This window comes from Gracilibacillus salinarum (assembly GCF_022919575.1).
GTDB lineage: Bacteria > Bacillota > Bacilli > Bacillales > Amphibacillaceae > Gracilibacillus > Gracilibacillus salinarum.
The window spans coordinates 616643-643329 of record NZ_CP095071.1 but is presented as its reverse complement, the minus strand read 5'-3'; the positions used below and the strand labels follow the sequence as shown (position 1 = coordinate 643329).

30 protein-coding genes and 1 riboswitch are annotated in these 26687 nt (G+C 37.8%); of the genes, 29 read left to right on the top strand and 1 reads right to left on the bottom strand.

Going from position 1 to position 26687, the window contains the following annotated elements; all coding sequences use genetic code 11:
• Positions 1–11 precede the first annotated feature (11 nt).
• From fur to MUN87_RS03170, 15 genes are all read left to right on the top strand, one after another.
• Complete coding sequence (gene fur, locus MUN87_RS03240) at positions 12–491, top strand: ferric iron uptake transcriptional regulator (RefSeq protein WP_244746230.1); 480 nt, start codon at positions 12–14, stop codon at positions 489–491.
• 63 nt (positions 492–554) lie between these two features.
• Entirely contained in the window at positions 555–776 is a 222-nt protein-coding gene (locus MUN87_RS03235; RefSeq protein WP_244746229.1) for a DUF4227 family protein, read from the top strand.
• A gap of 12 nt (positions 777–788) precedes the next feature.
• Positions 789–1676 carry a site-specific tyrosine recombinase XerD gene (gene xerD, locus MUN87_RS03230; protein ID WP_244747869.1) on the top strand — a complete coding sequence of 296 codons (888 nt, stop codon included), beginning with the start codon at positions 789–791 and terminating at the stop codon, positions 1674–1676.
• A 155-nt stretch (positions 1677–1831) separates the two neighbouring features.
• Positions 1832–3010 carry a phosphopentomutase gene (gene deoB, locus MUN87_RS03225; protein ID WP_244746228.1) on the top strand — a complete coding sequence of 393 codons (1179 nt, stop codon included), beginning with the start codon at positions 1832–1834 and terminating at the stop codon, positions 3008–3010.
• A gap of 14 nt (positions 3011–3024) precedes the next feature.
• Positions 3025–4326 carry a pyrimidine-nucleoside phosphorylase gene (locus MUN87_RS03220; RefSeq protein ID WP_244746227.1) on the top strand — a complete coding sequence of 434 codons (1302 nt, stop codon included), beginning with the start codon at positions 3025–3027 and terminating at the stop codon, positions 4324–4326.
• 734 nt (positions 4327–5060) lie between these two features.
• Positions 5061–6203: a D-alanyl-D-alanine carboxypeptidase family protein gene (locus tag MUN87_RS03215; protein ID WP_439649653.1), complete on the top strand. Its 1143-nt coding sequence runs from the start codon at positions 5061–5063 to the stop codon at positions 6201–6203.
• Positions 6204–6354: 151 nt separating this feature from the next.
• The gene (spoIIAA, locus tag MUN87_RS03210; protein ID WP_244746226.1) at positions 6355–6708 is read left to right on the top strand and encodes an anti-sigma F factor antagonist; all 354 of its coding nucleotides are present in this window, start codon (positions 6355–6357) and stop codon (positions 6706–6708) included.
• Positions 6705–7145: an anti-sigma F factor gene (gene spoIIAB, locus MUN87_RS03205; RefSeq protein WP_244746225.1), complete on the top strand. Its 441-nt coding sequence runs from the start codon at positions 6705–6707 to the stop codon at positions 7143–7145. Before spoIIAA ends, spoIIAB begins: the two co-directional genes overlap by 4 nt.
• 9 nt (positions 7146–7154) lie before the next feature.
• Entirely contained in the window at positions 7155–7901 is a 747-nt protein-coding gene (gene sigF / locus MUN87_RS03200; RefSeq protein WP_244746224.1) for an RNA polymerase sporulation sigma factor SigF, read from the top strand.
• Between the two features lie 982 nt (positions 7902–8883).
• Positions 8884–9501, top strand: coding sequence for a stage V sporulation protein AA (locus MUN87_RS03195; protein ID WP_244746223.1), 618 nt, complete (start codon positions 8884–8886; stop codon positions 9499–9501).
• Complete coding sequence (locus MUN87_RS03190; RefSeq protein ID WP_244746222.1) at positions 9491–9925, top strand: stage V sporulation protein AB; 435 nt, start codon at positions 9491–9493, stop codon at positions 9923–9925. Before MUN87_RS03195 ends, MUN87_RS03190 begins: the two co-directional genes overlap by 11 nt.
• Before the next feature lie 14 nt (positions 9926–9939).
• Positions 9940–11403 carry a spore germination protein gene (locus tag MUN87_RS03185; protein WP_244746221.1) on the top strand — a complete coding sequence of 488 codons (1464 nt, stop codon included), beginning with the start codon at positions 9940–9942 and terminating at the stop codon, positions 11401–11403.
• 172 nt (positions 11404–11575) lie between these two features.
• The gene (lysA, locus tag MUN87_RS03180; protein ID WP_244746220.1) at positions 11576–12877 is read left to right on the top strand and encodes a diaminopimelate decarboxylase; all 1302 of its coding nucleotides are present in this window, start codon (positions 11576–11578) and stop codon (positions 12875–12877) included.
• A 12-nt stretch (positions 12878–12889) separates the two neighbouring features.
• On the top strand, positions 12890–13324 hold the full coding sequence (locus MUN87_RS03175) for a peptidylprolyl isomerase (RefSeq protein WP_244746219.1): 435 nt from the start codon (positions 12890–12892) through the stop codon (positions 13322–13324).
• A 291-nt stretch (positions 13325–13615) separates the two neighbouring features.
• Positions 13616–13981: a GNAT family N-acetyltransferase gene (locus MUN87_RS03170; RefSeq protein ID WP_244746218.1), complete on the top strand. Its 366-nt coding sequence runs from the start codon at positions 13616–13618 to the stop codon at positions 13979–13981.
• A 187-nt stretch (positions 13982–14168) separates the two neighbouring features.
• Here the strand turns inward: MUN87_RS03170 and MUN87_RS03165 are convergent, their stop codons facing one another.
• Positions 14169–14252, bottom strand: a complete 84-nt coding sequence (locus tag MUN87_RS03165; RefSeq protein ID WP_244724578.1) for a YjcZ family sporulation protein — start codon at positions 14250–14252, stop codon at positions 14169–14171.
• 135 nt (positions 14253–14387) lie between these two features.
• Here MUN87_RS03165 and MUN87_RS03160 point away from each other — a divergent pair, with 135 nt between their 5' ends.
• The 14 genes from MUN87_RS03160 to MUN87_RS03095 all read left to right on the top strand — a co-directional run bounded on the left by MUN87_RS03160 (position 14388) and on the right by MUN87_RS03095 (position 26299).
• A complete protein-coding gene (locus MUN87_RS03160; protein ID WP_244746217.1) occupies positions 14388–15116 on the top strand; it encodes a segregation/condensation protein A in 729 nt (242 codons plus the stop codon).
• Between the two features lie 20 nt (positions 15117–15136).
• On the top strand, positions 15137–15718 hold the full coding sequence (scpB, locus tag MUN87_RS03155; protein ID WP_244746216.1) for an SMC-Scp complex subunit ScpB: 582 nt from the start codon (positions 15137–15139) through the stop codon (positions 15716–15718).
• A gap of 102 nt (positions 15719–15820) precedes the next feature.
• Positions 15821–16930: a D-alanyl-D-alanine carboxypeptidase family protein gene (locus MUN87_RS03150; protein WP_305037435.1), complete on the top strand. Its 1110-nt coding sequence runs from the start codon at positions 15821–15823 to the stop codon at positions 16928–16930.
• Complete coding sequence (locus tag MUN87_RS03145) at positions 16923–17501, top strand: nucleoside recognition domain-containing protein (RefSeq protein ID WP_244746215.1); 579 nt, start codon at positions 16923–16925, stop codon at positions 17499–17501. The genes MUN87_RS03150 and MUN87_RS03145 overlap by 8 nt, the downstream gene beginning before the upstream one ends.
• An 18-nt stretch (positions 17502–17519) precedes the next feature.
• Positions 17520–18053: a spore maturation protein gene (locus tag MUN87_RS03140; RefSeq protein ID WP_305037434.1), complete on the top strand. Its 534-nt coding sequence runs from the start codon at positions 17520–17522 to the stop codon at positions 18051–18053.
• 231 nt (positions 18054–18284) lie between these two features.
• A complete protein-coding gene (locus MUN87_RS03135; protein ID WP_244747865.1) occupies positions 18285–19001 on the top strand; it encodes a pseudouridine synthase in 717 nt (238 codons plus the stop codon).
• A 66-nt stretch (positions 19002–19067) separates the two neighbouring features.
• Positions 19068–19649: a thiol-disulfide oxidoreductase ResA gene (resA, locus tag MUN87_RS03130; RefSeq protein ID WP_244746214.1), complete on the top strand. Its 582-nt coding sequence runs from the start codon at positions 19068–19070 to the stop codon at positions 19647–19649.
• Positions 19650–19658: 9 nt separating this feature from the next.
• Positions 19659–21281 carry a cytochrome c biogenesis protein ResB gene (gene resB / locus MUN87_RS03125; protein WP_244746213.1) on the top strand — a complete coding sequence of 541 codons (1623 nt, stop codon included), beginning with the start codon at positions 19659–19661 and terminating at the stop codon, positions 21279–21281.
• A 31-nt stretch (positions 21282–21312) separates the two neighbouring features.
• Positions 21313–22500, top strand: coding sequence for a c-type cytochrome biogenesis protein CcsB (gene ccsB, locus MUN87_RS03120; protein WP_244746212.1), 1188 nt, complete (start codon positions 21313–21315; stop codon positions 22498–22500).
• Between the two features lie 79 nt (positions 22501–22579).
• Positions 22580–23299 (top strand): response regulator transcription factor, encoded by a 720-nt coding sequence (locus tag MUN87_RS03115; RefSeq protein WP_244746210.1) that lies wholly within the window; start codon positions 22580–22582, stop codon positions 23297–23299.
• A riboswitch (cobalamin riboswitch) is annotated at positions 23298–23482 on the top strand. It overlaps the preceding gene by 2 nt.
• A gap of 97 nt (positions 23483–23579) precedes the next feature.
• Positions 23580–23960, top strand: a complete 381-nt coding sequence (locus MUN87_RS03110; RefSeq protein WP_244746208.1) for a DUF4430 domain-containing protein — start codon at positions 23580–23582, stop codon at positions 23958–23960.
• Positions 23961–23964: 4 nt separating this feature from the next.
• The gene (locus MUN87_RS03105; protein ID WP_244746206.1) at positions 23965–24468 is read left to right on the top strand and encodes an ECF transporter S component; all 504 of its coding nucleotides are present in this window, start codon (positions 23965–23967) and stop codon (positions 24466–24468) included.
• 105 nt (positions 24469–24573) lie between these two features.
• Positions 24574–25116 (top strand): RNA polymerase sigma factor SigX, encoded by a 543-nt coding sequence (locus MUN87_RS03100; protein WP_369413993.1) that lies wholly within the window; start codon positions 24574–24576, stop codon positions 25114–25116.
• A complete protein-coding gene (locus MUN87_RS03095; protein WP_244746204.1) occupies positions 25109–26299 on the top strand; it encodes a hypothetical protein in 1191 nt (396 codons plus the stop codon). The genes MUN87_RS03100 and MUN87_RS03095 overlap by 8 nt, the downstream gene beginning before the upstream one ends.
• The last annotated feature ends 388 nt before the right edge of the window (positions 26300–26687 follow it).

The window sequence follows — 26687 nt, the reverse complement described above, 5'->3', positions numbered from 1 at the left end:
GAGGTCTTCATATGGAACACCGATTAGATCGTATAAAAAAGGAATTACACGCACAAAGCTATAAATTGACTCCACAGCGAGAAGCGACTGTTCGTGTTTTATTGGAAAGAGAAGAAGATCATCTAAGTGCAGAAGATGTCTATTTGTTAGTAAAAGACAAGGCACCAGAAATAGGTTTAGCTACGGTATATAGAACGTTAGAATTGTTAACAGAAATAGAAGTTGTAGATAAAATTAATTTTGGTGATGGAGTATCACGCTATGATCTTCGTAAAGAAGGAGCAAAGCATTTCCATCATCATTTAGTTTGTACAGAGTGTGGATCTGTCGAAGAAATTACCGACGATTTATTAGAAGATGTTGAGGAAATTGTACAGACGGATTGGGGCTTTATTGTCAAGGATCACCGTTTAACGTTTCATGGCATCTGCCAAGTATGCCAGGATCGAATCTGCCGAAATTGCGAAGCAAAAAAATTGGCTGCAAAATAGGTATATTTTTCTCTAAAACTGGTATAAATTCTAATAGAATGATTTCTATTAGGAGAATGCCATATGTCTTCCGTATTTAAAATGTTAATCGAAATGATGAAGTTTTTTGTGATATTCGTTTTATGTACAATGCTATTTTATTACGTTATTAAAGCGTTGCATCATGAATACGAAGATTTGCATCGCTACGAATATCCACAAGGTGACGCAGTAAAAGTATTTCAACCTCAGGAAGAAACAGATGTATGGGAAAGACTTAGTATTTTTTTTCGATTGGGAGAATAAACAATGAATGAAATGCAATATCCCGTGGAAGAATTCTTTCATTTCTTGAAAATTGAAAGAGGATTGTCTGATAATACTTTGCAAGCCTACAAAAGGGACTTGCTGAAGTATTATCAGTATCTTCATAAGGAGCGACAATTAGCGGAGTGGAAACAAGTGAGCAGGAACGACATTATGCAGTTTTTGTACAGTTTGAATGATCAGGGGAGATCATCTGCTACCATTGCTCGAATGCTTTCAACGTTGCGTCTGTTCCATCAGTTTTTAATACGGGAATACCAACTAAAAGAAGATCCTAGTTTACATATTGAAACACCAAAAGCAAATCGCAAATTACCGAAAGTATTATCACTGTCTGACGTTGATAAATTATTGAATATCCAGCCATCTGATAAATATACCGTTCGTAACAAAGCGATGTTAGAAACGCTCTATGCAACTGGTTTGCGTGTCTCAGAATTAATCGATTTAAAAATGAATGATTTACATCTCACTATGGGATTTGTGCGATGCTTTGGAAAGGGTTCAAAAGAAAGAATAGTCCCTCTGGGTGAGATGGCAAGCGATGCTTTAGACAAATACATTCACACAGCCAGAAGCGACTTCGTAAGAAAAAAACAGACTGAAACCGTGTTTGTTAACCATCATGGTAACCCGCTAAGCAGACAAGGGTTTTGGAAGATTATGAAAGAACTTGCTAGAGAAGCAGGAATTGAGAAAGAATTATCCCCTCATACGTTGCGCCATTCATTTGCAACACATTTGCTGGAAAATGGAGCGGACCTAAGAGCAGTCCAGGAAATGCTCGGTCATGTTAGTATCTCCACAACGCAAATTTATACCCATGTCTCTAAATCGCGTTTAAAAGATATATATAAAAGCCATCATCCGAGAGCATAAAACGTCACGATACGATCGTGGCGTTTTTAACTTCATTTAAAACAAATAAAATATCACTCTTTTATCCATTTAGTAAGACTGAAGTGTTATATTACAGCATTTTTGAAGCATATTAACGAAGTAGACAGGGTATGGATTATTAGGAGGGATTGTAATTGACAACTTTTAATCGTGTTTTTTTAATTGTATTAGATTCGGTCGGAATTGGGGAAGCACCAGATGCGGCTGATTTTAACGACATCGGAGCGGATACGCTCGGCCATATTGCAACTCATCGTAATGGTCTTCATATGCCAACAATGGCTGAACTCGGACTAAGTAATATTCGGCAAATAGAGGGAATAAAAGAATCGAAACATCCCAAAGCACATTTCACGAAAATGCAGGAAGCCTCAAACGGCAAAGATACGATGACAGGACATTGGGAGATCATGGGTTTGCACATTGACACACCCTTCCGTACTTTTGAACAGTTCCCAAAAGAATTAATTGATAAGATAGAGGAAAGAACGGGACGAAAGGTTATAGGTAATAAGCCTGCTTCTGGTACCGAAATCATTAAAGAATTAGGGCCTCATCATCTTGAAACTGGAGATTTAATCGTTTATACGTCAGCAGACTCTGTATTACAAATAGCGGCACATGAAGAGGTTATCTCTGTAAAGGAACTTTATCAAATTTGTGAAATATGCAGAGAACTGACTCTTGATGAGAAGTATATGATCGGTAGAGTAATTGCTAGACCATTTGTAGGTAAGCCTGGACATTTTGAACGGACTGCAAACAGACATGATTATGCATTGAAGCCTTTTGGTTATACAGTGATGAATGCACTGAAAGATGGTGGCTTTGATGTGCTTGCGTTAGGAAAGATTTCTGATATCTATGATGGAGAAGGCGTTACAAAATCAATTCGAACAAATGATAATAACGATGGTATGGAAAAATTAATCGAATCGATGGATGAAGAATTTACAGGTTTAAATTTTCTTAATTTAGTCGATTTTGATGCAAAATACGGACATCGAAGAGATCCGGATGGGTATGGGCAAGCGTTGGAGACTTTTGATCAGCAATTACCAGCAGTTCTTACTAAGTTAAAGGACGATGATCTGCTAATTATTACGGCAGATCATGGTAACGATCCAACTCATCACGGAACGGACCATACCAGAGAGTATGTACCATTACTTGTCTATCACAACGGAATTAAAAGAGGAAAAGAATTAGCACGAAGACAAACTTTCGCTGATATCGGTGCAACTGTTGCTGCTAATTTTAATGTAAAAATGCCAGAATATGGTGTTAGTTTTCTGCAAGAAATTAAATCTTAAGGAGCGTATTCGCGATGAGAATGGTAGATATAATTGCAAGAAAGCGTAATGGCGGTGATTTGTCAGAAGCAGAAATTAATTATTTTATCACACATTACATGAATGAAGAAATTCCAGACTATCAGGTGTCTGCATTAATGATGGCAATTTATTACAAAGGAATGTCCGGAAAAGAGACAGCATTGTTAACGAAAGCCATGGTCGAATCGGGTGATACCATTGATCTAAGTCCAATCAAAGGTCATAAGGTGGATAAACATTCAACAGGTGGAGTCGGTGACAAGACAACTTTTATTGTCGGTCCTTTAGTTGCTGCAGCGGGTATTCCGGTCGCCAAAATGTCAGGCAGAGGGCTCGGTCATACAGGTGGTACTATTGATAAATTAGAAGCGATTCCTGGTTTTAAAGTAGAATTAACCAATCAGCAATTTATCGATAATGTCAATAAGTACAAGTTGGCAGTAGTCGGACAAACCGGTAATTTAGCACCTGCTGATAAGAAACTGTATGCATTACGTGATGTAACTGCTACAGTTGATTCGATCCCGTTAATAGCCAGCTCAATAATGAGTAAAAAAATTGCATCAGGGGCAGACGGTATTGTACTTGATGTCAAAACGGGCTCTGGAGCATTTATGAAGTCATTAGAAGATTCGAAGCGATTAGCAAAAGAAATGGTGACTATCGGTAATCAACTAGGTCGAAATACAGTTGCTGTTATAAGTGATATGAATCAACCTCTTGGATACGAGATTGGTAATGCTAATGAGGTAAAAGAAGCAATTGAAGTGTTACAAGGGAAGCGAGTAGATGACTTAAGGGAATTAGCTATTGAACTTGCTGCTCACATGACTTTGATTGCTGGTATTTATCGTAATTATAAGGAAGCAACGGATGCCTTAGCAACATTGTTGGATAATGGAAAAGCATACGATGCCTTCTATCAATTTATCAAAGCACAGTCTGGTGATACTTCCTATATTGAGGATTTGTCAAAATTATCGAGCGCGACTTATCAAGTGGAAGTGAAAGCAGATGAAGAAGGATACATTCATGAAATGGAAGCAGATGAGATCGGATTAGCTGCTATGCATCTTGGTGCAGGAAGAGCAAAAAAAGAAGACAAGATTAACCATGGCGTCGGTATCACTCTCAAGAAAAAAATTGCAGATCAAGTAAAGAAAGGCGACACCTTAGCAATATTACACAGTGACCGCGATGATGTCGATGATGTTGCAGGTATGGTGAAGCAGGCGTATATGATAAAAACAGAGAAGATACATCAGCGGAAAATGATATATGAAGTGATCAAATAAAGATAGCAGTTTTTCTGCTATCTTTATTTTTGTTTATTGATACAGTAAAGTATAAAATTTTAAGATTCGTACACTTACTGACAGGAACAGCCGTGTCCTCTCGGCGTTTAGAAACAAGGTGACTTTCAGCATCGGTTCGCAAGCTCAACCTGATTCCTTTATCTCAGTTAATGCCGTCCAGTCGCGACGTTTCTAAACAGGCGCTTGCGCTTTTCTATCAGTCAAGAAAGCATAAAATTGCAGTTACAGCAGTAATCACATTGAATATGAAGTTTTTTCAGATAATATGGATTATGTCAACTGCTAAGCGGTACGGTATTCTTGAAATGTTTCAAGTGCTAGAATAACGCTCCGGCCAACCACTCCGCGTCCTGCGAGGTCTATTTCCGTAGCTTTGCTAAGCAGATAAAGTTTATCAAAATAACCAAGTTGCAATACATTCTTGGTTTACATAATCATATTATAGGTAGTCGTATTTAATTTAATTCAAATAGGACCGCGCGGCTTATGCCTGGTTTTTCTAACCTGTTAATGATGAAGAAGATCGACGTAGTGTGATAATTAAGAATGTACAAAGCTTGGGGAAAACTAAGTTCATCCATTAAATCTTAAAAAATATCTTCACAAATGGTTATACCTTTGAATTTTTTTGGAAAAAATAGTGATGTTATTAATCGGAGGTGACATTTGTGAAAAAGTTAAGTATTGTTTCAGTTTTTTTATTATCAATGTTGATGAGTCAAAGTGTTGTTTTAGCGCAACATAATGACCAGCATATCTCGATGGAAGTTAATGAGAACACGTCACTTGACTTAGCTGAGAATTCTAAATCAGCGATATTAATCGAACGAGATACTGGCAATATTTTATATGATAAGAATTCTGATGAAAAATTACCACCTGCTAGCATGACAAAGATCATGACAATGTTATTGATTATGGAAGCAATTGAAAAGGGAGAATTAACATTAGATGAGAAAGTAAAAGTTAGTGAAAAGGCCTCTTCTATGGGCGGATCACAAATATTTCTAGAAGAGGGAGAAGAAATGACAGTGAACGACTTGTTGAAGGGGATAGCTGTTGCCTCTGGAAATGATGCGAGTGTAGCGATGGCAGAAAGAATTGCAGGCAGTGAAGAAGCGTTCGTCGAAATGATGAATAATAAGGTAAAGGATCTAGGTTTAACGTCAACACAATTTCAGAATTCAACCGGATTACCTGCTGAAGATCATTACAGCACCGCTCATGATATGGCAGTGATGGCGAAAGCATTACTGAAATATGAAGCCATTACGAATTATACCAGCATTTATGAAGACTATCTTCGAAAAGGAACGGAAAAAGAATTTTGGTTAGTTAATACGAATAAGTTAGTTCGCTTTTACGATGGTGTGGACGGTTTAAAAACTGGTTTTACCAACGAAGCAAAATACTGCCTGACTGCAACAGCAGAGAAGAATGGGATGAGGACAATTGCTGTTGTTATGGGTGCGAAAACACCGAAAGACCGTAATAATGAAATCAGTAAACTGCTTGATTATGCCTATGCCAAATTCGATACAAAGCCTTTATATGAAAAAAATCAAGTAGTAACCTCTTTTGAATGGTTGAAGGCTAACAAACAAAAGGTGGATGTCGTAACGAGTGATTCAGTATCGATTCTCTATCCGAAAGGGACAGACCTAGAGAAAGTAGAGACCAAAATCACGATTAATCAGGACATTACATTGCCATTGGAAAAAGGGACCGTCGTAGGAAAGTTACAAGTGACGGATGGTGAACAGATAATGAGTGAAACAGACTTAACTATTTTAGAAGATGTTGAACAAGCCAATGTGTTGCAATTATTTAAACGAACATTTCAATCGTTTTTTTAAATAAAGATAGAGAAAGTTGATTTTTATATTCGTCATTTGAAGTCGAAATTCGATTTATTTAGGCGATTTCGTTCTACTTTTGTCATGATGCAGGAATATGACCAACAAAAATAGAATTTGTAAGACAGAAAAGAACAGGGAGGGAAACATTATGCAATTACAATCTCAGTTTACAGTTGTGCAAAACGTTTTGATTGTCAGGCTGGATGGAGAACTTGATCACCATTCTGCTGCTCGATTAAAAATTGAATGGCAGGAGCAGCTTCAGAAACAAGGAATTCAACATGTGATCCTGAATTTGAATGCACTTCACTTTATGGATAGCTCAGGGCTGGGCGTCGTATTAGGAAGATATAAAGAAGTGAAACAATTAGGCGGCGAAATGATTGTCTGCTCAGTAAATCCAGCTGTAAAACGACTGTTTGATATGTCCGGTTTGTTTAAAATTGTCCGATTGGAATCCAATGAAGACTTTGCACTTTCCAGTTTGGGGGTGGCATCGTGAATAATGCCGTGGAATTGAAATTTAAAAGTGTCAGTGAGAACGAGGCTTTTGCAAGGGTGTCGGTTGCATCCTTTGTTTCACAATTAGATCCCACGATGGATGAGTTGACAGAAATTAAGACAGTAGTGTCCGAAGCTGTAACAAATGCGATTATACATGGTTACGAAGAAGACCCTGATCAATTTGTATATATTTCCTGTACGTTAACGGATCGTTCCTTATCTCTTGTTATTAAAGATGAGGGATCAGGCATTGACAATATCGATTTAGCGAAAGAACCCCTTTATACATCTAAACCGGAATTAGAACGTTCCGGAATGGGATTTACCATTATGGAAAATTTTATGGACAAGGTCGAAATAATATCACACCCAGGAGAAGGCACACAAGTGAAAATGACGAAAGATTTTCAGACCAGCAAAAGTATGAGTCATTAGGTGATGCCTATGAAAACTAAAATATCGAACGCTTCACCATTGGATGATAAAGAGGTTAAAAAATACATTCAACTCAGTCAGCAAGGAGACGAAGAAGCTAGATCATTGTTAGTGGAAAAGAATATCCGTTTAGTATGGTCCGTTGTACAAAGATTTTTAAACAGAGGTTATGATCAGGATGACTTATTCCAAATTGGCTGTATCGGCTTACTAAAGTCGATTGATAAGTTTGATCTGGAGTACGATGTTAAATTTTCTACCTATGCTGTTCCTATGATTATTGGTGAAATTCAGCGGTTTATCCGTGATGACGGAACCGTTAAAGTAAGCAGGTCGTTAAAAGAGATCGGCAATAAAATTAGAAGAGTAACAGATGATCTGACAAAGGAATTATCAAGAGCTCCGACAATTCAAGAAATTGCTGATAAGTTAGAATTATCGCCAGAAGATATTATCCATGCACAAGAGGCAACCAAAAAACCGCAATCTATTCACGAAACCGTTTATGAAAACGACGGGGATCCTATTACGTTATTGGATCAAATCGCAGATGTAAATGATAACTGGTTTGATAAACTAACGATGGAACAAGTCATTAAAGATTTAGATAAACGTGAGCGTTTGATCGTTTATTTGAGGTATTATAAAGACAAAACACAAACCGAGGTTGCCAATCGTTTAGGAATCTCACAGGTGCAAGTGTCACGAATAGAGAAGAAAATACTGGAGAAAATAAAAGAAGAGATTATGAATTAAGGCTGCCTTAACAGGTAGTCTTTTTTTTGTTCAGTAGTGAATATTTAATATGTACCGAGTATAAGAAAAACGTCGTCACTCACTAATAGACGAGGCGAATGCCAAGTTTCTCCAAACAAGTAAGAAGGTATAAAAGTACAGTCATATCAATACTGAACAAGAAGATTGGTTCTGGTTCTTATAATATGGATTATGTAATGCTAGCAGCTTAGTGATGATTTTGAAATATTATGTATGTTAGGATACCGCTCCGCCCAATCACTTCGCGTCCTAGGGGCACGGCTGAAGCTAGGCTACTACATGAATCACTTCTTTGCTACCTTGCACCGAGGAAGCATACTTCGAAGCGTTACTAGTAGACGCAGGTGCAGACGTTGTGGATTTTCAGCGCCTGCCTGTCCCATGGGAGTCTACGTGGTTGACCTACGCTAGAATTAGGACTCTACAATTTTTGTAAGAGCTAGCATAGTGATCGTATGCATATATAATAGCTATTGAAAAATGCCTAGAACCACTGCTTTTTGCTGTTCCATACGTTGTAGCACTTCCCTAAAGCGTAGGAAATAGGCGGAGACTCCAGTGGAATCAGCGCGAGCTGAAGATCCATTTATGAAAGAAAAGAATTTTCTTTCATAAATTAGCTGAAGCCGTGCCCACAGGACGCGGAGCCTATTTCCGGAGCTTTGCTAAGCAGATAAAAATTATCATAATTAACTCCATGTCAGACAGTTCCGGTTTGCATAATCCATATTATAGGAAGTTGTTTATTAATGTATTATGAAAAGGTCTTACTAAAATGTAGGTATGCGATCACTGAGTTCTTATGAACCCCCTACCAAAAATATCCAAATTGATCATGAATATTAGCTGAGTAATCTTCCATATTACTTCTTTTCTACTACAAAATGAATGAAAACTTGAATTCCTCTCATACTAAGAAAAACATTTCCTCTAGAGCCTATTAAGAAAAGGGATGATGAATATGAAGGAGGAAAAAGTATATCTTCGCTTGAAAAAGAAAATCGCTGTGAAAAAGCAGCATTTGATCCGACTCGGTGATATTGCGCATATTACAGGTAATATTGATTTCTTGGACAAATTGAAAGAACTGAAGATTTATCAGATTACCGAAAAAGATAATAATGTCTCGGTCATTGATGGTTTTCAATTATTAGAAACGCTTGTAGCCCATTATCCATTCTTAACGATCGAATTGTTAGGTTCGAATCAAACCATTATCGAGATTAAAAAAGAAGAAAAGAAAGCAAATTTGCTCCTCATTTTTGCGATCTGGCTACTGCTTTGTATAGGATCTGCGATGGCGATAATGAACTTCCATTATGATGTTAGTATGGAAGAAGTACATCAAGGACTCTTCTATTTACTGACCGGTGATCGGCAAGATAAGCCATTATGGATCCAAATACCATACTCAATCGGTTTAGGGTTAGGTATGATCCTGTTCTTTAACCATATTTTCAAAAAAAGATTTAACGAGGAACCTAGCCCGCTTGAAGTAGAGATGTTTAATTACCAGCAAGACCTTGATCAATATTTAATCTATCATGAGAATGCTTTGAACAAACGCGATGACTCTTAACATCCTTCATATTATAGCGGAAATTGCAATCGGCTTTGGATCAGGGTTAATGGTAGGGACTGGTTTTGTTGCATTTATAACCGTGCTAGGCATTATTCCCCGATTAGTCCAGCTAAGCAAATCAAATCATTGGCTGAAAAATTATCAAGCCAGCGTTATCATTGGTGCGATGATTGGAACGTATCTGACATTTACCGATATGGTATTGCACATACCAGTGATATTTTTAGGAATTTGGGGATTATTACATGGCATATTTGTCGGAATGCTTGCAGCGGCATTAACGGAAGTGTTAAATGTTTTTCCGTTACTTATGAAAAGGCTAGGAATTGATAAAGAACTATTATGGCTGTTAATGGCCATTGTGATCGGAAAAATTGTAGGATCTTTATTTCAGTGGCTCATTTTTGTGGATATTATATAGTGAAGGAGTTCGTTATGGCTAATAAGAAACAAGCAATTAATCGTTCCATAGAGAAGAATCAGGAATTTCTTAAAACCAAACTAGGAATCGGCGTATCCTTTGATGTCGGTTTCCGCGAGTTAAAAATTCTAAAGAAAAAAGTGCAACTGTATTATGTTACGGGCTTAGTAGACACGCAATACGTCATCGAAGTCATTAAGAAACTCATCTCTGTAAATGATAATGAGAATGAACATTCTGATCTATATGAAGAAATAAATAATCGCATCGTTCACCAGCAGGTAGAGAAGAAGAAAACGATGGATGAAGCAGTCGACCAGTTATTGTCGGGCCTTCTCGTAGTATTTGCAGAAGGTGAGGAAGAATGTTTTATTGTGGATGTTCGTTCGTACCCTGGAAGACAACCACAAGAACCGGATACGGAAAAAGTAGTTCGGGGTTCTCGAGATGGATATACAGAGAACATAGTAGAAAATACAGCCTTGACAAGAAGAAGAATACGAGATGAACGACTAAGAAATGAAATGGTGCAAGTTGGGGAACGTTCAAAAACGGATGTATGTATTTGTTACTTACAAGATGTTGCCGATCAGAATCTTGTAGACCTATTGAAAAAAGAATTGGACGAAATTGATGTAGATGGAATCTCGATGGCAGATAAAACAATTGAAGAATTTTTAGTTCATCAAGGGATAAACCCTTATCCACTTGTACGCTATACGGAAAGACCAGATGTCGCGTCAACTCACTTGTTTGAAGGTCATGTTCTGATTATGGTGGATACGTCTCCGAGTATGATTATTACGCCGACTACATATTTTCATCATGTACAACATGCCGAGGAGTATCGAGAGTCTCCGTCAGTTGGTACATTTGTACGATGGATTAGGTTTGTCGGAATCTTTGCATCATTGTTTTTGTTACCACTTTGGATGCTGCTCGTGTTAGATCCATCACTGCTTCCGGAAAAATTACAATTTATTGGACCGAATGAAACAGGTAACGTACCTATTATTATTCAGATTCTACTTGCGGATATCGGGATAGAGTTTCTGAGGATGGCTGCTATACATACTCCCACACCTTTATCAACGGCTATGGGGTTAATAGCGGCTGTATTGATCGGTCAGATAGCCATAGAAGTGGGGTTGTTTAGTGCAGAAGTTATTCTTTATGTATCGATAGCAGCGATTGGTTCTTTCGCTACTCCAAGTTATGAATTAAGTGTTGCGAATAAAATGATGAGATTATTGCTAGTAATCATTACTTTTATATTCCAAATTAAAGGGTTTGTAATTGGCAGTACTGTTTTTATCTTATTACTGGCTGCAACAAGATCGTTACAAACACCTTATTTATGGCCGTTCATTCCCTTTAATGATAAAGCTATTTGGCAAATTTTATTTCGTGTTGCAGTACCTTTATCAAAGACCCGGCCAAGTATCGTAAAGCCGCAGAATAATCGAAAACAAACTTGACCTAGTAGAAATAATACTTGAAGTAATGACTTGCCTGTGATAAATTATCTTTATACTTTGTTACATTTTGTAGAAATGGGAATGGCCTCATCCCTTGTCTACCTGTCTTGGAGAAAGACAGGGATAAGGGATTTTTGTTTGACAAATGGAGCTAATGACAGGTGAGGTGAAAATGATGATACAACCGTTTACAGCCATTCATAATAATCAGTTAACCATCGCTGGTATTGATGCAGTGGAATTAACGAAAAAATATGGCACACCATTATTTGTGTATGATGTAGAAAAAATCCGACAAAACGCTAAAGCATTTGTAAATACTTTTCAAAAACATGGGATTAACGCGCAAGTTGCGTATGCGAGTAAAGCATTCTCTTCTGTTGCGATGGTGCAAATTGCTAAGCAGGAGAATTTAAGCCTTGATGTTGTCTCACAAGGTGAATTATATACGGCTATCCAAGCGGAATTTCCTGTAGAAAAAATACATATGCATGGAAATAATAAAAGTATCGATGAGATATCAATGGCAGTTGAATACAATATAGGTTGTATAGTGGTGGATAATTTTCATGAAATTGAATTATTGGCGCATATTTTAGAGGAACAAAAACGTGAAATGGATGTTCTCATTCGAGTAACACCAGGCATCGAAGCACATACACATGATTACATTCTGACCGGTAATGAAGATTCTAAGTTTGGATTTGACCTGACAAATGGGCAGGCGGAAGAAGCACTTCAACGATTACGGCAGATTGACCGCATACATGTTAAAGGATTACATTGTCATATAGGTTCACAAATTTTTGAAACAGACGGTTTTACAATGGCAATTGAAAGGTTATTTCACACATTAAAAGTTTGGAAAGACCGTCACCGTTTTGAATCCGAGGTTGTCAATCTGGGTGGAGGTTTTGGCATCAGATATACAAAGGAAGATAATCCACTTCCCCATCCTGCCTATGTAGAAGCCTTAATTACCAAAGTCAAAGAAGAAATTGACCAGTACGATATGGCTTTCCCGGAAATATGGATTGAGCCAGGAAGGTCAATAGTTGGAGACGCAGGTGTAACCTTATACACAATCGGATCTATCAAAGAAATACCCAACGTTCGTAAATACGTATCAGTAGACGGTGGGATGACTGACAACTTGCGTCCAGCGCTTTACCAGGCTAAATATGAAGCTGTTATTGCCAACAAAGTAAATGCGATTGAGGAAGAGGAAGTTTCGATTGCAGGTAAATGTTGTGAATCCGGAGATATGTTAATATGGGATATAACCTTACCGAAAGTGGAACCAAATGATATTTTGGCTGTTTTTTCAACGGGTGCCTATGGCTACTCCATGTCCAACCATTATAATCGATTTCCAAAACCGGCTGTTGTATTTGTCGAGAATGGTGAGGATAAACTAGTTGTACAACGAGAATCATATAAAGACATGATCCAAAATGATTTATCATACGAATAGGAGGAATGAACAATGAAGCAAGCAGTAATGGAATTTGAAAATGGAGAAAAAATTGTAATTGAAATGTATGAAGAGGCGGCACCGAACACAGTCGCAAACTTCGAAAAATTAGCGAACGAAAAATTTTATGATGGGATTGTTTTCCACCGTGTTATCCCTGGGTTTGTCGCACAGGGCGGTGACCCAACTGGAACAGGAATGGGTGGTCCGGGATATACCATCGATTGTGAAACAGAAGGAAATCCTCATAAACATGTCGCTGGCAGTTTATCAATGGCACATGCTGGAAAAGATACGGGAGGAAGTCAATTCTTTATCGTTCATGAACCACAGCCACATTTAGACGGTGTGCATACTGTGTTTGGTCAAGTAATAGAAGGAATGGATACAGTTCTCCGCATTCGCCAAGGTGATGCGATGCAAACAGTTCGAGTGACAGAAGTATAAAGCACTATCATTTGTCTAATTCTGATAATGTTTGACAATGTATGACGTTTATACTATTGTAAAGTGGAAAGTGGCAATTGATTTTATCATTCAAAGGAACGATACATATGCAGAAAAGAAACATTCTTCTTTTTGTAATATTGTTAGTCTTAGCTATGGCTTGGGGCTGTTTTTACTGGTTTGGAATTGTATTTTCTTCCTAGTGATTGGAAATAATAAACAGTAACGACTTTTGAATGAAAACATAACATATCAATAAATGAATTTGTTATGAATAATGAGGGGTTCAATATGTTAATTCGTTATAAAAAAAGGTTTGAAAAAATCGCTATGGGTTTACTGTCCTTAATGCCAGATGAGAAAGAAGTAAAAAAGTTGCAGGATACCATCAAAGAATATGAAACAAATGATGATTGGCAATTATTTTTATGGAAAGAAGAAGAGGACATTTTGGGTGCGGTCGGTGTATTCTTAAATCAAGAAACGAAGATAGCAGTTCTTCAGCATATAACGGTAAATCCATCACATCGCAATATGGGATTTGGAAAGAAAATGGTTAATGCGTTAAAGAATCATTATGGTACATCATTTGACGTAGTCCCAAATGAATTAACGGATAGATTCTTGAAAAAATGCAATACAGAAGAGGATCAATAATACGTAAGAACCTTTGCTGATCAAATACTGGCAAAGGTTCTTTTCAATAACAAGAAAAATAACACCGGGGCAGTTTGACTCTTAATCAGATAACAAAAAAACGAATACTAAAAAGAAACAACTATGTAATCATATTAATGAGAAAGCTTACCGCCTTAAAGACGATAAGCTTTGATTAGGTTTGATCCTAGTACCAAGCTGCACCTACGATGATTAAAAGAATGAACAACACAACGATTAAAGCAAATCCACCGCCATATGAATATCCCATTTTCAAACCTCCTAAAGATTAATTAATCAATTGTAAGAATTGATCTTTCTAGATTAATGTATGCAAGAATTGGATACGCGTATAGGCGTTTGTATTAAATCGCCCATAAAAAATGTATTTTTTAGGAGTTTTTTTATGCCGAATCATTACCAAGTGAAATTAGAAAGCTTCGAAGGCCCTTTAGATTTACTTTTACACTTAATTAATAAATACGAAATTGATATTTATGATATTCCAGTTGCTGAAATCACTTCGCAATATATGGTGTATATACATACTATGCAGCAGTTAGAATTAGATATTGCTAGTGAGTATCTGGTGATGGCTGCTACATTACTGGAGATCAAAAGTAAATTACTACTTCCAAACCCAGCAATTGAAATAGAGGAAGAATATGAAGAAGATCCTCGTGAAGAATTAATGAGACGATTAATAGAATATCGTAAATATAAAGAAGCCGCAGAGCACTTGAAGGATCGTGAAGTAGAACAGAGTCAGGTCCATACAAGACCGCCGATGCAATTTGAAGAAGAAGACCGTCAATTACCAGAAGGTGCTGCGAATATCTATGATATGATTGAAGCAATAGGTAAAGTGTTGGAGAGAAAGAAATGGAACCGACCATTAGAAACATCCGTTCAGCGTCAGGAAATCCCTATTGAACAGCGGATGGAAGAAATCATGGAGACAATCGATCAGGTGAATAAGCCAGTTTCGTTTTTTGAATTGTTTCCCACTAAAACAAGAACATACATCGTCGCAACCTTTATTGCGATTTTAGAATTAATGAAACAAAACCGAATTCATTGTAAGCAAGAGAAGAACCTGGACGAGCTGATCGTCTCTCGTTACGAGACGCACTGATGTTGATGGAGGTATAGAAGTTGGATATAAATGATATTAAGGCGATATTGGAAGGTTTGATTTTCGCTGCTGGAGATGAAGGCATTCATAAAAAAGAACTGAGGAAAGTTTTAGATCTGGATAAAGACATGGCGGAACACCTGATCAATGAACTGAAGTTCGAATATGAGCATGCCAAACGAGGAATCATGCTGATGGAGTCTCAGGACGTACTATTTTTAACAACAAAGCCTGAACATAGCGAATATTATTCTAAACTGAAAGAGGCAAAGGTTCATGCCAAATTATCACAAGCTGCTCTGGAAACTTTGGCCATTATCGCTTATTTACAGCCAATTACAAGAACAGAAATAGAGCAAATTCGCGGCGTGAAAAGTGAAAGACCTTTACAAACGTTGAATTCTCGCGCATTAATAGAAGAGGTTGGAAGAAAAGAAGGAGTTGGTCGTCCAATCTTATTTGGTACAACCGTAGAGTTTCTAACGTATTTCGGTTTGAGTTCGATCGATGATTTACCGCCTCTGCCAGAAGATATTAATGAACTGGATATTGAGCAAGAAGCAGATTTGTTTTTTGATCGCTTGCAGAATATGGGAGATTAACCTTGTAGCACAATTTGTTACAAGGTTATTTTTTTGGCATAAGCATGGCTTGTCTGCATAAAATGTTACAAACGTATCTGGAAAAGTAGGAAGAGGTGTATCATGCGAAAAATAGGATATTGCATTATTGTCCTCATAAGTATTTTACAGTTTATACCTGCTGATGTTAAAGCAACGGCTGATATACAGGTATCTGCGCAAAGTGCGGTATTGATGGACCAGGAAACAGGAAGGGTATTATTTGAAAAAAATGCAGATGAACCGAGCCTGATTGCAAGTATTACTAAAATTATGACAGCTATTCTCGCAATAGAATCAGGAAAAATGGACGATAAAGTCAACATATCTGATAATGCTATTAGAACAGAAGGTTCATCGATTTATTTGAAAAAAGAGGATGAAATTAGCTTGGAAGACCTTGTGTATGGACTGATGCTGCGTTCAGGAAATGATGCTGCAGTCGCGATCAGTGAGTATGTGGGAGGAAGTGAAGAAGGCTTTGCTTATTTAATGAATGACAAAGCAAAGTGGATAGGCATGACGAACTCCCATTTTGATAATGCACATGGCCTTGATTCCGACACACATTATTCCACTGCCTATGACATGGCATTATTAACAAAATATGCGATGGATAATGAAGATTACCAAAAAATATCCGGAACCACCTCTTACAAATCATCTTCCCGTGACTATCCGTGGAAGAACAAAAACAAATTGCTTACACAGATGTATAAATATAGCAGTGGAGGAAAGACGGGTTACACGAAGGCTGCAGGGAGAACGTTGGTCTCAACTGCTGAAAAAAATGGACAAACATTAATCATGGTTACATTAGATGCACCAAATGATTGGCAGGATCATATGCGATTATTCGAATGGGGTTTTGAAAATTATCCGTTGCAAAATATTCAGGATCAATCCACATTCGAAATTCAATTGGATCAGGAAGAGCGGCTTACAGCAAGTATAGACGAAACAATCCATTATCCATTAACTGATGAAGAAGCTGAATCCATAGAATACAAAAACTATTTGAGTGATACTGTTGGGGCTTTCGATCGAATCGGTAAAAGAGTGTTCTATTTGAATGATGAGCCAATTACAACAACAAGTATATACTTGGGTGAACCACCTAGTGAAGAACGTTCCAATCTGTGGACAGGTATATGGCAACAATTCCAACATTTTTTAGGTGATCAGCGTGATTAATGTAATATGGGCATTAATGGCTGTTATAGGCATTGTATATGCCATGTTTAACGGAACAATGGAAGAAGTAAATCAAGCACTGTTCGATGGGTCAAATGAAGCAGTGACATTGGTTATCAGTTTATCAAGTGTTCTAATTTTTTGGCTTGGAATGATGAGAGTGGCAGAGCGTGCAGGTATATTAGAAGCATTCGCGAAACTAGCACGGCCAATTGTGAGCCGGTTGTTTCCCGAAATACCTTCAGGCCATCCAGCGATGGGGTATATATTAGCCAATTTCTCTGCTAATTTATTTGGTCTCGGAAATGCTGCAACTCCAATGGGAATAAAAGCGATGGAAGAAATGAAAAAAATTAGTCAATCGGACAAGGCTAGTAATTCGATGATTACGTTTCTCGTTATTAATACATCGAGCATCACGCTGATACCAACAACCGTTATTGCGATTCGTCTGCAATATGGTTCCCAGGCTCCAACTGAAATTGTCGCCAGTACCATCTTGGCAACGACAATTACTACTGTAGCCGCCATCTTCATCGACCGATTATTGCGCCGTTCACGAAGCCATTAAGCTATAGGGGGGAAAGCTGTGGTCGAAGCGATGACAGTCATCAGTATATGGATTGTACCGGTGACAGTTATGTTTATCTTGTTAGTGGCTATCATTAAAAAAGTACCAGCATATGAAGTGTTTGTGGAAGGTGGGAAAGAAGGGTTAAAGATGTCCGTTTCTCTTCTTCCATTTTTATTAGGCATGCTCGTAGCAATTGCTATTTTAAGAAGTTCAGGTGCGTTAGATGCTTTTATTCAGTTAGTAGAACCAATTCTTATAAAAGTAGGTATACCGGCAGAGATAGCACCCCTTGCCATTTTGCGACCGATATCTGGGACAGCAGCATTAAGCGTAACATCAGAGATCATACAAGTTTATGGACCGGATTCCTTTTTGGGAAGGTTGGCATCGACTATGCAAGGCAGTACGGATACTACTTTTTATATTCTCACCGTCTATTTCGGTGCTGTAGGGATTAAAAAAATGGGAAATGCTTTAAAAATTGGACTGATAGCGGATTTTATTGGTATAATAGTATCTGTAATAATAGTGACATGGTTGTTCATGTAGTAGCGCTAAGGCAAGATAAGCGCTACTGTTTTCATGTGGAAGCAAAAAAAGTGAGACTTTGATCAGTAGGGGGTTTTTGAGCACCACTGATCATTATTAGCAAAACTTATCAGGGTGTACGCGTCTGTTTACTCCCACTTAACTTCTTTGTGAACTCGAAGCCTGAGGTGGGAGTCTTACAGACGGTTAGCACCGTGATAAATTATAAAAAAAGAAAGTGTGTGTATTATGATGGAACGTCTACAAAAAGTAATCGCTCAAAGTGGGATAACATCACGCAGAAAAGCGGAGAAATTAATGGAACAAGGATTAGTGGAAGTGAATGGAAAAGTGGTAACAGAATTAGGTACGAAGGTATCTCCTGAAGATGAAGTGAAAGTGCAAGGTGTACCGATCGAAAAAGAAAAAAAGTTATATTTTCTTTTGTATAAACCACGTGGTGTTATAACAAGCGTGTCGGATGATAAACACCGTAAGACTGTAGCAGATTTTTTTGAGCAATATCAGGAGCGTTTATTCCCTGTTGGAAGACTTGACTATGATACATCTGGTATCCTGATTATGACGAACGACGGTGAATTTACGAATTTACTCTTGCATCCCAGTCATCAAATTAACAAAGAATACATTGTTAAAACGGAAGGAATACCGGATAGAGAGAAATTACAATTATTTAAAAAAGGCATTAAATCTGAAGGTGACGTATTGAAAGCGAAATATGTCAAAGTCATGTCTGTTGACTCCAAGAAGAAAACAGCAATAGTCAAGATTGTCCTGCACCAAGGGAAAAATCGTCAAATCAGAAGAATGTTTGAATGGTTAGGAACCCCAGTTCAAAAGCTAAAGCGCGAAAAATTTGGCTTCTTGACGTTAGATGGTTTAACCGCCGGGGAGCATCGAGAATTAACACCACAAGAAATTGCTGAATTAAAAAAACTTGCCAAATAATTGTTGAATATCTGTCACATTTTCGACACGAAGTAAATGGTACAATGAGCGAAGGGAGTGAGTCGGATGAGTAAAATTGAGCAAGCAAAACAGAACAAGCAAGCAAAAAAACGTAATCGTTTTATTTTTCGGACGTCCATCTTGGTTGTGTTGTTTGGTGCGCTTCTTTTCGCTGTTGTTTCCAATTTAACAGCGGAAGAAGATGCTGTCGTGGAAGTGGGAGATCAAGCGCCAGATTTTCAATTAGAGCAAATTGCAACAGATGAGTCATCAGCCATTCAGTTGTCAGACCTGAGGGGACAAGGTGTTATGCTAAACTTCTGGGGAACGTGGTGTGAACCGTGTGAAAAAGAAATGCCTTATATGGAACAACTATATCCTGAATATAAGGAAAAAGGTGTCGAAATACTTTCTGTAAATTTAGATACAACGAAGTTACCGGTAGAGAATTTCGTTGATCACTACAACCTTACGTTTCCTATCTTATATGATGAACATACGGAGGTATTAGATACTTATGGCATTAAGCCAATACCGACAACCTATTTCATTGACGAAAATGGAATCGTTGTCGAACGTGTTCTAGGCGGATTGACGGTTGAAAAATTAAGAGGGTATTTAGATCAGATAGTTCCAGAAGGATCGTGAGGGGTTTGAATGAATACGTTAAAATGTACAACATGTGGTCATGTTAATAATGAGGGGACGACGATTTGCGAAAAATGTGGAAAACCGTTAGATAATGACCAAAATGGTAAGTTATTAAATATGCGCTATGATGGAACGGCGATTCGTTCGAAGACGAGAAATCGGTCAATTATTGATAAGATTTGGAATTTCTTTTCTTCTGTTAAAGTCGGGGTTACGTTAATTGCGATTACGCTCGTTGCATCTTCTTTAGGTACGATCTATCCACAGCAGATGTATATTCCACAGAATGTTGATCCCGCTGTACACTATGAGGACCAGTATGGCATTACAGGACAAATTTATTATCAATTAGGATTTCATAACTTATACGGGTCCTGGTGGTACCTTATCCTGGTAGCGCTTATTGGAATTTCTATTTTTATAGTCAGTATTGATAGAGGAGTACCATTATTCAAAGCGTTAAAGAATCAGGCAATCAAACGACATTTACACTTTTTAAAACGACAAAAATATTTCGTAGAAAACACCGAAGTAACAGAACATGACAAAGCAAATTTTATAAATAACTTAAAAAAACACCGTTATAAAATCTCAGAAAAGGATGGACACTTATTAGCGGAGAAAGGACGTTTTTCCCGTTGGGGTCCGTATGTCAATCACGTAGGTCTTATAATTTTTTTAATTGGTACATTATTTAAATTTGTACCGTTCATGTATGTTGATGATTTTGTGTGGGTAAGAGAAGGGGAAACAGCTGTTATTCCAGGTACGAACCAGCAATATTACATAAAGAATGAAGAATTTGTCTTTGAAACATATGGAGAATCAGAAGACGATGATATCTTTCAGGCAGCGTTAGATCGAACAGATGGTCCAATACCAAAACACTTTGAAACAAAGGCGACACTGTATGAGAATGTTTCAACAGATGTAGTTGGATCAGAACCAGAGCTGAAAGAGGTTAAAAGTGGTGAAATCATCGTAAATAAACCGATGAAAATTAATGGTCTCGGTCTTTATCAGGACAGTTATCAATTGAGTGAATTTCAGACGATGTCTTTCAAACTGCATCGGGCAGATGATGAAGAGGAAGAGGCAATCGTCGAATTTACAGTTGATTTAACAGATCCCCAGCAAGAGTACACGTTTGATAATGGTTATACGATCGAGTTGAACAAATATTATCCAGATTATGAACTCAGTAATGGGCAACCTCGCTCTGTATCCAATTATCCACGTAACCCAGGTTTTGTCTTTTTTGTCAAAGGACCTGATATGGAAGAACAAGAAGCTAGTTTCCTTGCTATTGGACAGAACATTCCATCTGGGGATAATCAATATAAGTTAGGTTTAGCAGATTTCACGGTCCGAGATGTTAGTGGATTAAATGTGAAGAAGGATTTAACGTTACCAATATTAGGAGTAGGGGCGTTTATATTTATGATAGGTGTAATCCAAGGGATGTATTGGCAGCACCGTCGAATTTGGATTCATCCGCAAGCGAATCGTTTATATATTGCCTGTCATACAAATAAGAACTGGTTTGGTTTTACAAGAGAGTTCGAAAAAATGATACAAGATACCAACCTGAAAATGATCGAGGATCAGGAAACGAAAGAAGAGGAATAACAATTTTAGGGGAATGTTAGGAGGAAAATGCATGGATTTATTATCGTTAAGCAGCGGCCTGTTATATAGTGCGTTTGTTATTTATTTGATTGCCACTGTACTATTCGCAGCAACAATTAGAGATAAGCGAAAAGAAAAAGAATTCCGCTTCATAAACAAATTGGCGATTGGAGTAACGATTTTGGGTTTTGTTGCTCAAATGGGTTATTTTTTCACACGATGGGTAGCAAGTAAACATGCACCGGTTAGTAATATGTTTGAGTTTGTTACATTTTTCGGTATGATGCTTGTCCTGGCTTTTATTATCCTGTACTTTATCTATCGAATTGATTTGCTAGGATTATTTGCATTACCAATCGCTTTACTCGTTATCGCCTATGCAAGTATGTATCCGAGAGAAATATCGCCATTGGTCCCTTCATTGAAGAGTCACTGGCTTTATATCCATGTTACAACCGTTGCACTAGGAGAAGCGATTCTGGCAGTCAGTTTTATCGCGGGTATTATTTATTTAATTAGACAGATTGATCAAACTAAATCTACGGCAAGAACCAAGTGGCTTGAAATTATTATGTACTCCATTTTTGCGACGCTTGGATTTGTATTGATTACTACTACTTTTTCAGCAATGGATTATCATGCTTCTTTTTCCTATGTTGTTGATGAGAACGAAACAACGTTGGATTATCAATTACCAGCACTATTCGGACCTGGAAACGGGGAGCTTTTAACAGAAGATCGAATGGATGCGTTATTGCAAACACCTGAATGGATGCATGGATCAGAGGCTCCGCGTAAATTTAACACGTTAGTATGGTCATTATTAGTAGGATTAGTCTTCTATTTATTGGCTAGAATAATATTACGGAAACGAGTAGCTGCGGCGATACAACCACTTCTAAAAAAAGCAAATCCAGAATTATTGGACGAGGTCGGTTATCGCGCTATTACTATCGGTTTTCCTGTTTTTACTCTCGGCGGGTTAATTTTCGCGTCAATTTGGGCACAAGAGGCTTGGAACCGTTATTGGGGCTGGGATCCGAAAGAGGTTTGGGCACTTATTACTTGGTTCTTTTATGCCATATTCTTGCACTTGCGTTTGTCTAGAGGTTGGCATGGTGAACGATCTGCATGGTTAGCTGTGGTTGGTTTTGCTATTATTATGTTTAACTTAATCGTGGTTAATCTTGTGCTAGCTGGTTTGCATTCTTACGCATAACAAAACAGATGAAGACCATTCATTTGTTAGATCTGTCATTTACTTATATACTGTAAGTAGTGACAGGGGGGAGGTAAAGATGGAAACAGAAGGTAACAGAATACTAGTGGTAGATGATGAGGAAAGAATTCGTCGTTTATTAAAAATGTACCTTGAACGAGAAGGTTACGAGATAGAAGAAGCAGAAGACGGCGAACAAGCATTAAAGTTAGCTTTATCGAATGATTATGATGTGATATTACTTGACTTGATGATGCCTGGGAAAGATGGGTTAGAGGTATGTAAAGAAATAAGATTGCATAAGGCTACACCAGTTATGATGTTGACAGCAAAAGGTGAAGAACTGAATCGAATTCACGGCTTTGAAGCTGGTACGGATGACTATATTGTGAAGCCTTTTAGTCCACGTGAAGTAGTTTTGCGCGTCAAAGCGTTATTGAGAAGGTCCTCTACTTCAACTACTATTAATCAGTCAACTCGCTCAAAAGACTTGATTGAGTTCCAGCATCTACTCATAGATAATGATGCACATCGTGTGCTAGCAGACAATCAAGAGGTAAGTTTAACACCAAAAGAATATGAATTACTTTTATTTCTAGCAAAGTCTCCTGATAAAGTATTCGAACGAGAAGCTTTATTAAAAGAGGTATGGAAATATGAATTCTTCGGGGATTTACGAACAGTCGATACCCATGTGAAACGACTTCGTGAGAAATTAAACAAAGTATCTGCAGAAGCTGCAAAAATGATCGTAACAGTATGGGGTGTCGGCTATAAATTCGAAGTAACAAAACCGTAAAAGAAGAATGTTCGATGGTGACTATACTTAATAGGGAATCTGGTGGAAATCCAGAACTGTCCTCGCAACTGTAAGTGCAAACGAAACAGCGACAACCACTGTACATAATATTTGATGTATGGGAAGGTGCTGAAGTAGAATTAAGCACAAAGTCAGGAGACCTGCCATCTGACATCTATTCATGCTTCGGGGATTAGGCATGTAAAGTAGTGTTTGTTATCTATACATACTTGCATAATGCTTGGATCCTCAACGAGTATAAAATTGAGGAGAGAAGAGTGTGAAACAATTTAAACAACTATTAATGATCACCATACTAGCGCTGATGATGACAGCATGTGCTAATACGGGAGGCGATGAAGCAGAAGGAGAAATTAATGTTTCGCTAACGATTACGGATCAAATTACGGATAAGATAATTAGTGAAGAATCTTACACGGTAACAGCTGGTACAACGTTAGAAGACCTCCTGCAGGATCATTATGAAGTAGAAGTGACAGATGATGGCTTTTTAACTTCCATTGATGGACATGAACAAGATATGGAAAAAAATGAGTATTGGACGTATGAAGCAAACGGAGAAATGGTAAGTAAAGGTATTGCAGATTACGAAGTACAGGATGAAGATGATATTACCGTTGATCTTCAAGTAATTGAGTGATTCGTTGAATACTTATAAATTAACACTAATTTCCTTATTGGCAGCTGTTTGTGTCGTGGGTAGAATTAGTTTTCAGTTCTTGCCGAATGTTCAGCCGGTTACCGCAGTTATTATTGTGGCAGGTGCATCGCTTGGTGTGGTTCCTGCCCTTTTTATCGCCATTGTTTCGGCTTATGTAACAAATTTGTTTATGGGAATGGGTATTTGGACGGTCTGGCAGATAGTCGCTTGGTCTGTTATTGGTTTAATAGCAGGATTGATCGGAAGATATACGCCATCCAAATACCATTTGGTGACACTGACAGGATTTAGTGTTCTAGCAGCTTTTCTTTATGGCTTGATTCTGAACTTAGGTACCTTCACATTCTCTGGCAGCTTTCTGGCCTACCAACTGGCAAGTTTACCATTTGATTTAATGCATGCGATTGGTAATGTTTTTTTTATGTTAATTTTATACCCCGTATTAAGGAAAGTTTTTCAGCAAAATATAGAAAAAATAGAGCAATGAACCTACCACAGTATAACGGACTGTGGTATTTTTATTTTAAGGTATAAGTTTTTGTAACTTTTGCTAGCTTTTGTTCGACAAATAAAGTATCGGTGAGGGGGTCTCATGATGAAGACCACATTTGAGGATCTTTATGAAAAATACCATCAAGATCTCTTCCAATATATCTTCTATCTGGTTAAGGATAAAACACAAGCGGAAGATCTTATTCAAGAAGTTTATATTAAAGTGCTCAGTGCCTATTCCGGTTTTAACGGGGACAGTGCCGAAAAAACGTGGCTTTTCTCCATTGCCAGACATACAACCTTTGATTATTTTCGAAAGTTGAAGCGGAAACGCATGAAGATACAGGATTTTTTTAATTGGGAAGAGGATGGTGAAAAGTTAACATCAACCATGCAGGAACCAGAAGATTCTATTATTCATAATGATGAAATGCATCAAGTCTATCATTGTTTGGATCAATGTACCGTGGACCAGAAGCAGGTCGTTATTCTTCGGTACATACAGGAATTCTCTATTAAAGAAACAGCTGAAATATTAAAGTGGTCTACCAGTAAAGTGAAAACAACACAACATCGTGCATTAAAAGTATTGCAATCCTGCATGATGACATCTAGTGATAAGGAGGATGTTAATCATGAATAAAGACAACGACAATGTAGAACAATTGAAAGAACAGTTACGTTCCATGCCTAAGGTAAAAGATGAACGCTCAAAAAATGAAATTTACCGGCAAATACAACTGAAAATGATAGAACAAGAAGAAAAGAAGCAACGAAAGAAACGCTGGGTTTGGATACCTGCTATTTCAACTGCCGCTTGTGCCCTGCTTGTATTTATGGTATTTCTTACACAGGATAAAGACAGGATAACGCAGTTCGAAGAATCCTCTTCATCTACTGCGGCTGATGAAGCTCAAATAGAAACATTCGAGAGTCAGGAAAATTCTATTCAAAGACGTGATGCTGAAGAAAGTGCAGAAATGGAAAAAGCGGGAGAATCAGATACAAGCGCAAATGACAGCAGTCTTCAATATCAGCTGGAGATACTGCCAAAAGAGGACATTCAGCAATTCGCTCTGATAACCACACCTGCGCAATATTTAGTGCCTGTTACTTTTTCAAAACCGGACATTACAGAACCGATAACCTTCCAAAATTCAGTAAGGGAAATAGATTTAGCTGCAAACGGGTTACAGGATATCGGCTTACAGCATATGACCTTTACCGAGGAGCAACAACGTGTTCAGGTGTCTGTACAGGATGATTTTATACTTGAACCCGATCATACAAACAAACAGCTATTTGATCAGATCATAAATTGGGTGTTTCAAGATACTGAAGTTAACCAGATTCACTTTAATCAAACAAATGATTTTATCGATCAAATTAATATGGTTGGTGATACCTATAAGTTAAAAGGTTCTGGCACAGCTGTCTATAAACAATATCAATATAATTCACAAGCATCTGCCTGGCTTGCAGCAACGAAAATAGGGCAGTTTGAATCAATCGATGCAGCATTAAACGAAATGAAAGTATCAGAACAGCAATACCATGTGACGTCGACTATCCCGAGTGATGCGGAAATAGAGATTGAGTCATCTAAAGACAATACACTGTCAATAAGAGTTTTTTCAGAAGACATTGGTCAAAATCAAAGAACAGTCAATATGGTCGAAGCAATTATTGCTACGGCAAATTCGTTTGGATATGAGTCCGTACACTTTCAGATTGGTTATGATCAAGTGGGTAAATATAATTTAACAAAAGCCGTACCGACTGACCAGCAAATGAATGTGATTTATCGTGGCGCTAACCGTCCGTAATACCACACTGGGAGATAAATGGACGATAACTTCCTGATGTTATTGATATGTCAGATAAAAAATGTCCAATGCAGATCAGCCTGCGTTGGACATTTGTATAAGAATTGTAGTATGTAAATACTTGCAGATACAGGCACAGACAAAGTGGACCTTCAGCTTGTGCTGAGGCATGAGGAGTCTCCGCATAGTTCCTACGCTTAAGGAGAAGTCCTACAACGTATGGAACAACTAAAAGCAGTAGTTCTAGACATTATGTTATTCACTTTATCGCTGTGATATATACAGCCGTCAATATGCTACCTCTTACAAAAGTTGCAGCGTCCCTATCCTAGCGTAATCCAACCACGTAGACTCCCGCGGGACAAGCAGGCGCTGAATCTGAATTCAT

Excerpts from the sequence above, each read along its gene's own strand:
- MUN87_RS03170 (WP_244746218.1), top strand. The coding sequence starts at position 13,616 with ATGTTAATTCGTTATAAAAAAAGGTTTGAAAAAATCGCTATGGGTTTA.
- MUN87_RS03195 (WP_244746223.1), top strand. The coding sequence starts at position 8,884 with ATGAAGGAGGAAAAAGTATATCTTCGCTTGAAAAAGAAAATCGCTGTG.
- MUN87_RS03220 (WP_244746227.1), top strand. The coding sequence starts at position 3,025 with ATGAGAATGGTAGATATAATTGCAAGAAAGCGTAATGGCGGTGATTTG.
- MUN87_RS03215 (WP_439649653.1), top strand. The coding sequence starts at position 5,061 with ATGAGTCAAAGTGTTGTTTTAGCGCAACATAATGACCAGCATATCTCG.
- spoIIAA (WP_244746226.1), top strand. The coding sequence starts at position 6,355 with ATGCAATTACAATCTCAGTTTACAGTTGTGCAAAACGTTTTGATTGTC.
- MUN87_RS03165 (WP_244724578.1), bottom strand. The coding sequence starts at position 14,252 with ATGGGATATTCATATGGCGGTGGATTTGCTTTAATCGTTGTGTTGTTC.
- lysA (WP_244746220.1), top strand. The coding sequence starts at position 11,576 with ATGATGATACAACCGTTTACAGCCATTCATAATAATCAGTTAACCATC.
- MUN87_RS03150 (WP_305037435.1), top strand. The coding sequence starts at position 15,821 with ATGCGAAAAATAGGATATTGCATTATTGTCCTCATAAGTATTTTACAG.
- MUN87_RS03160 (WP_244746217.1), top strand. The coding sequence starts at position 14,388 with ATGCCGAATCATTACCAAGTGAAATTAGAAAGCTTCGAAGGCCCTTTA.
- resA (WP_244746214.1), top strand. The coding sequence starts at position 19,068 with ATGAGTAAAATTGAGCAAGCAAAACAGAACAAGCAAGCAAAAAAACGT.
- ccsB (WP_244746212.1), top strand. The coding sequence starts at position 21,313 with ATGGATTTATTATCGTTAAGCAGCGGCCTGTTATATAGTGCGTTTGTT.
- MUN87_RS03100 (WP_369413993.1), top strand. The coding sequence starts at position 24,574 with ATGATGAAGACCACATTTGAGGATCTTTATGAAAAATACCATCAAGAT.
- MUN87_RS03235 (WP_244746229.1), top strand. The coding sequence starts at position 555 with ATGTCTTCCGTATTTAAAATGTTAATCGAAATGATGAAGTTTTTTGTG.
- fur (WP_244746230.1), top strand. The coding sequence starts at position 12 with ATGGAACACCGATTAGATCGTATAAAAAAGGAATTACACGCACAAAGC.
- sigF (WP_244746224.1), top strand. The coding sequence starts at position 7,155 with ATGAAAACTAAAATATCGAACGCTTCACCATTGGATGATAAAGAGGTT.
- MUN87_RS03095 (WP_244746204.1), top strand. The coding sequence starts at position 25,109 with ATGAATAAAGACAACGACAATGTAGAACAATTGAAAGAACAGTTACGT.
- MUN87_RS03135 (WP_244747865.1), top strand. The coding sequence starts at position 18,285 with ATGGAACGTCTACAAAAAGTAATCGCTCAAAGTGGGATAACATCACGC.
- MUN87_RS03185 (WP_244746221.1), top strand. The coding sequence starts at position 9,940 with ATGGCTAATAAGAAACAAGCAATTAATCGTTCCATAGAGAAGAATCAG.
- MUN87_RS03115 (WP_244746210.1), top strand. The coding sequence starts at position 22,580 with ATGGAAACAGAAGGTAACAGAATACTAGTGGTAGATGATGAGGAAAGA.
- MUN87_RS03175 (WP_244746219.1), top strand. The coding sequence starts at position 12,890 with ATGAAGCAAGCAGTAATGGAATTTGAAAATGGAGAAAAAATTGTAATT.
- resB (WP_244746213.1), top strand. The coding sequence starts at position 19,659 with ATGAATACGTTAAAATGTACAACATGTGGTCATGTTAATAATGAGGGG.
- MUN87_RS03190 (WP_244746222.1), top strand. The coding sequence starts at position 9,491 with ATGACTCTTAACATCCTTCATATTATAGCGGAAATTGCAATCGGCTTT.
- xerD (WP_244747869.1), top strand. The coding sequence starts at position 789 with ATGCAATATCCCGTGGAAGAATTCTTTCATTTCTTGAAAATTGAAAGA.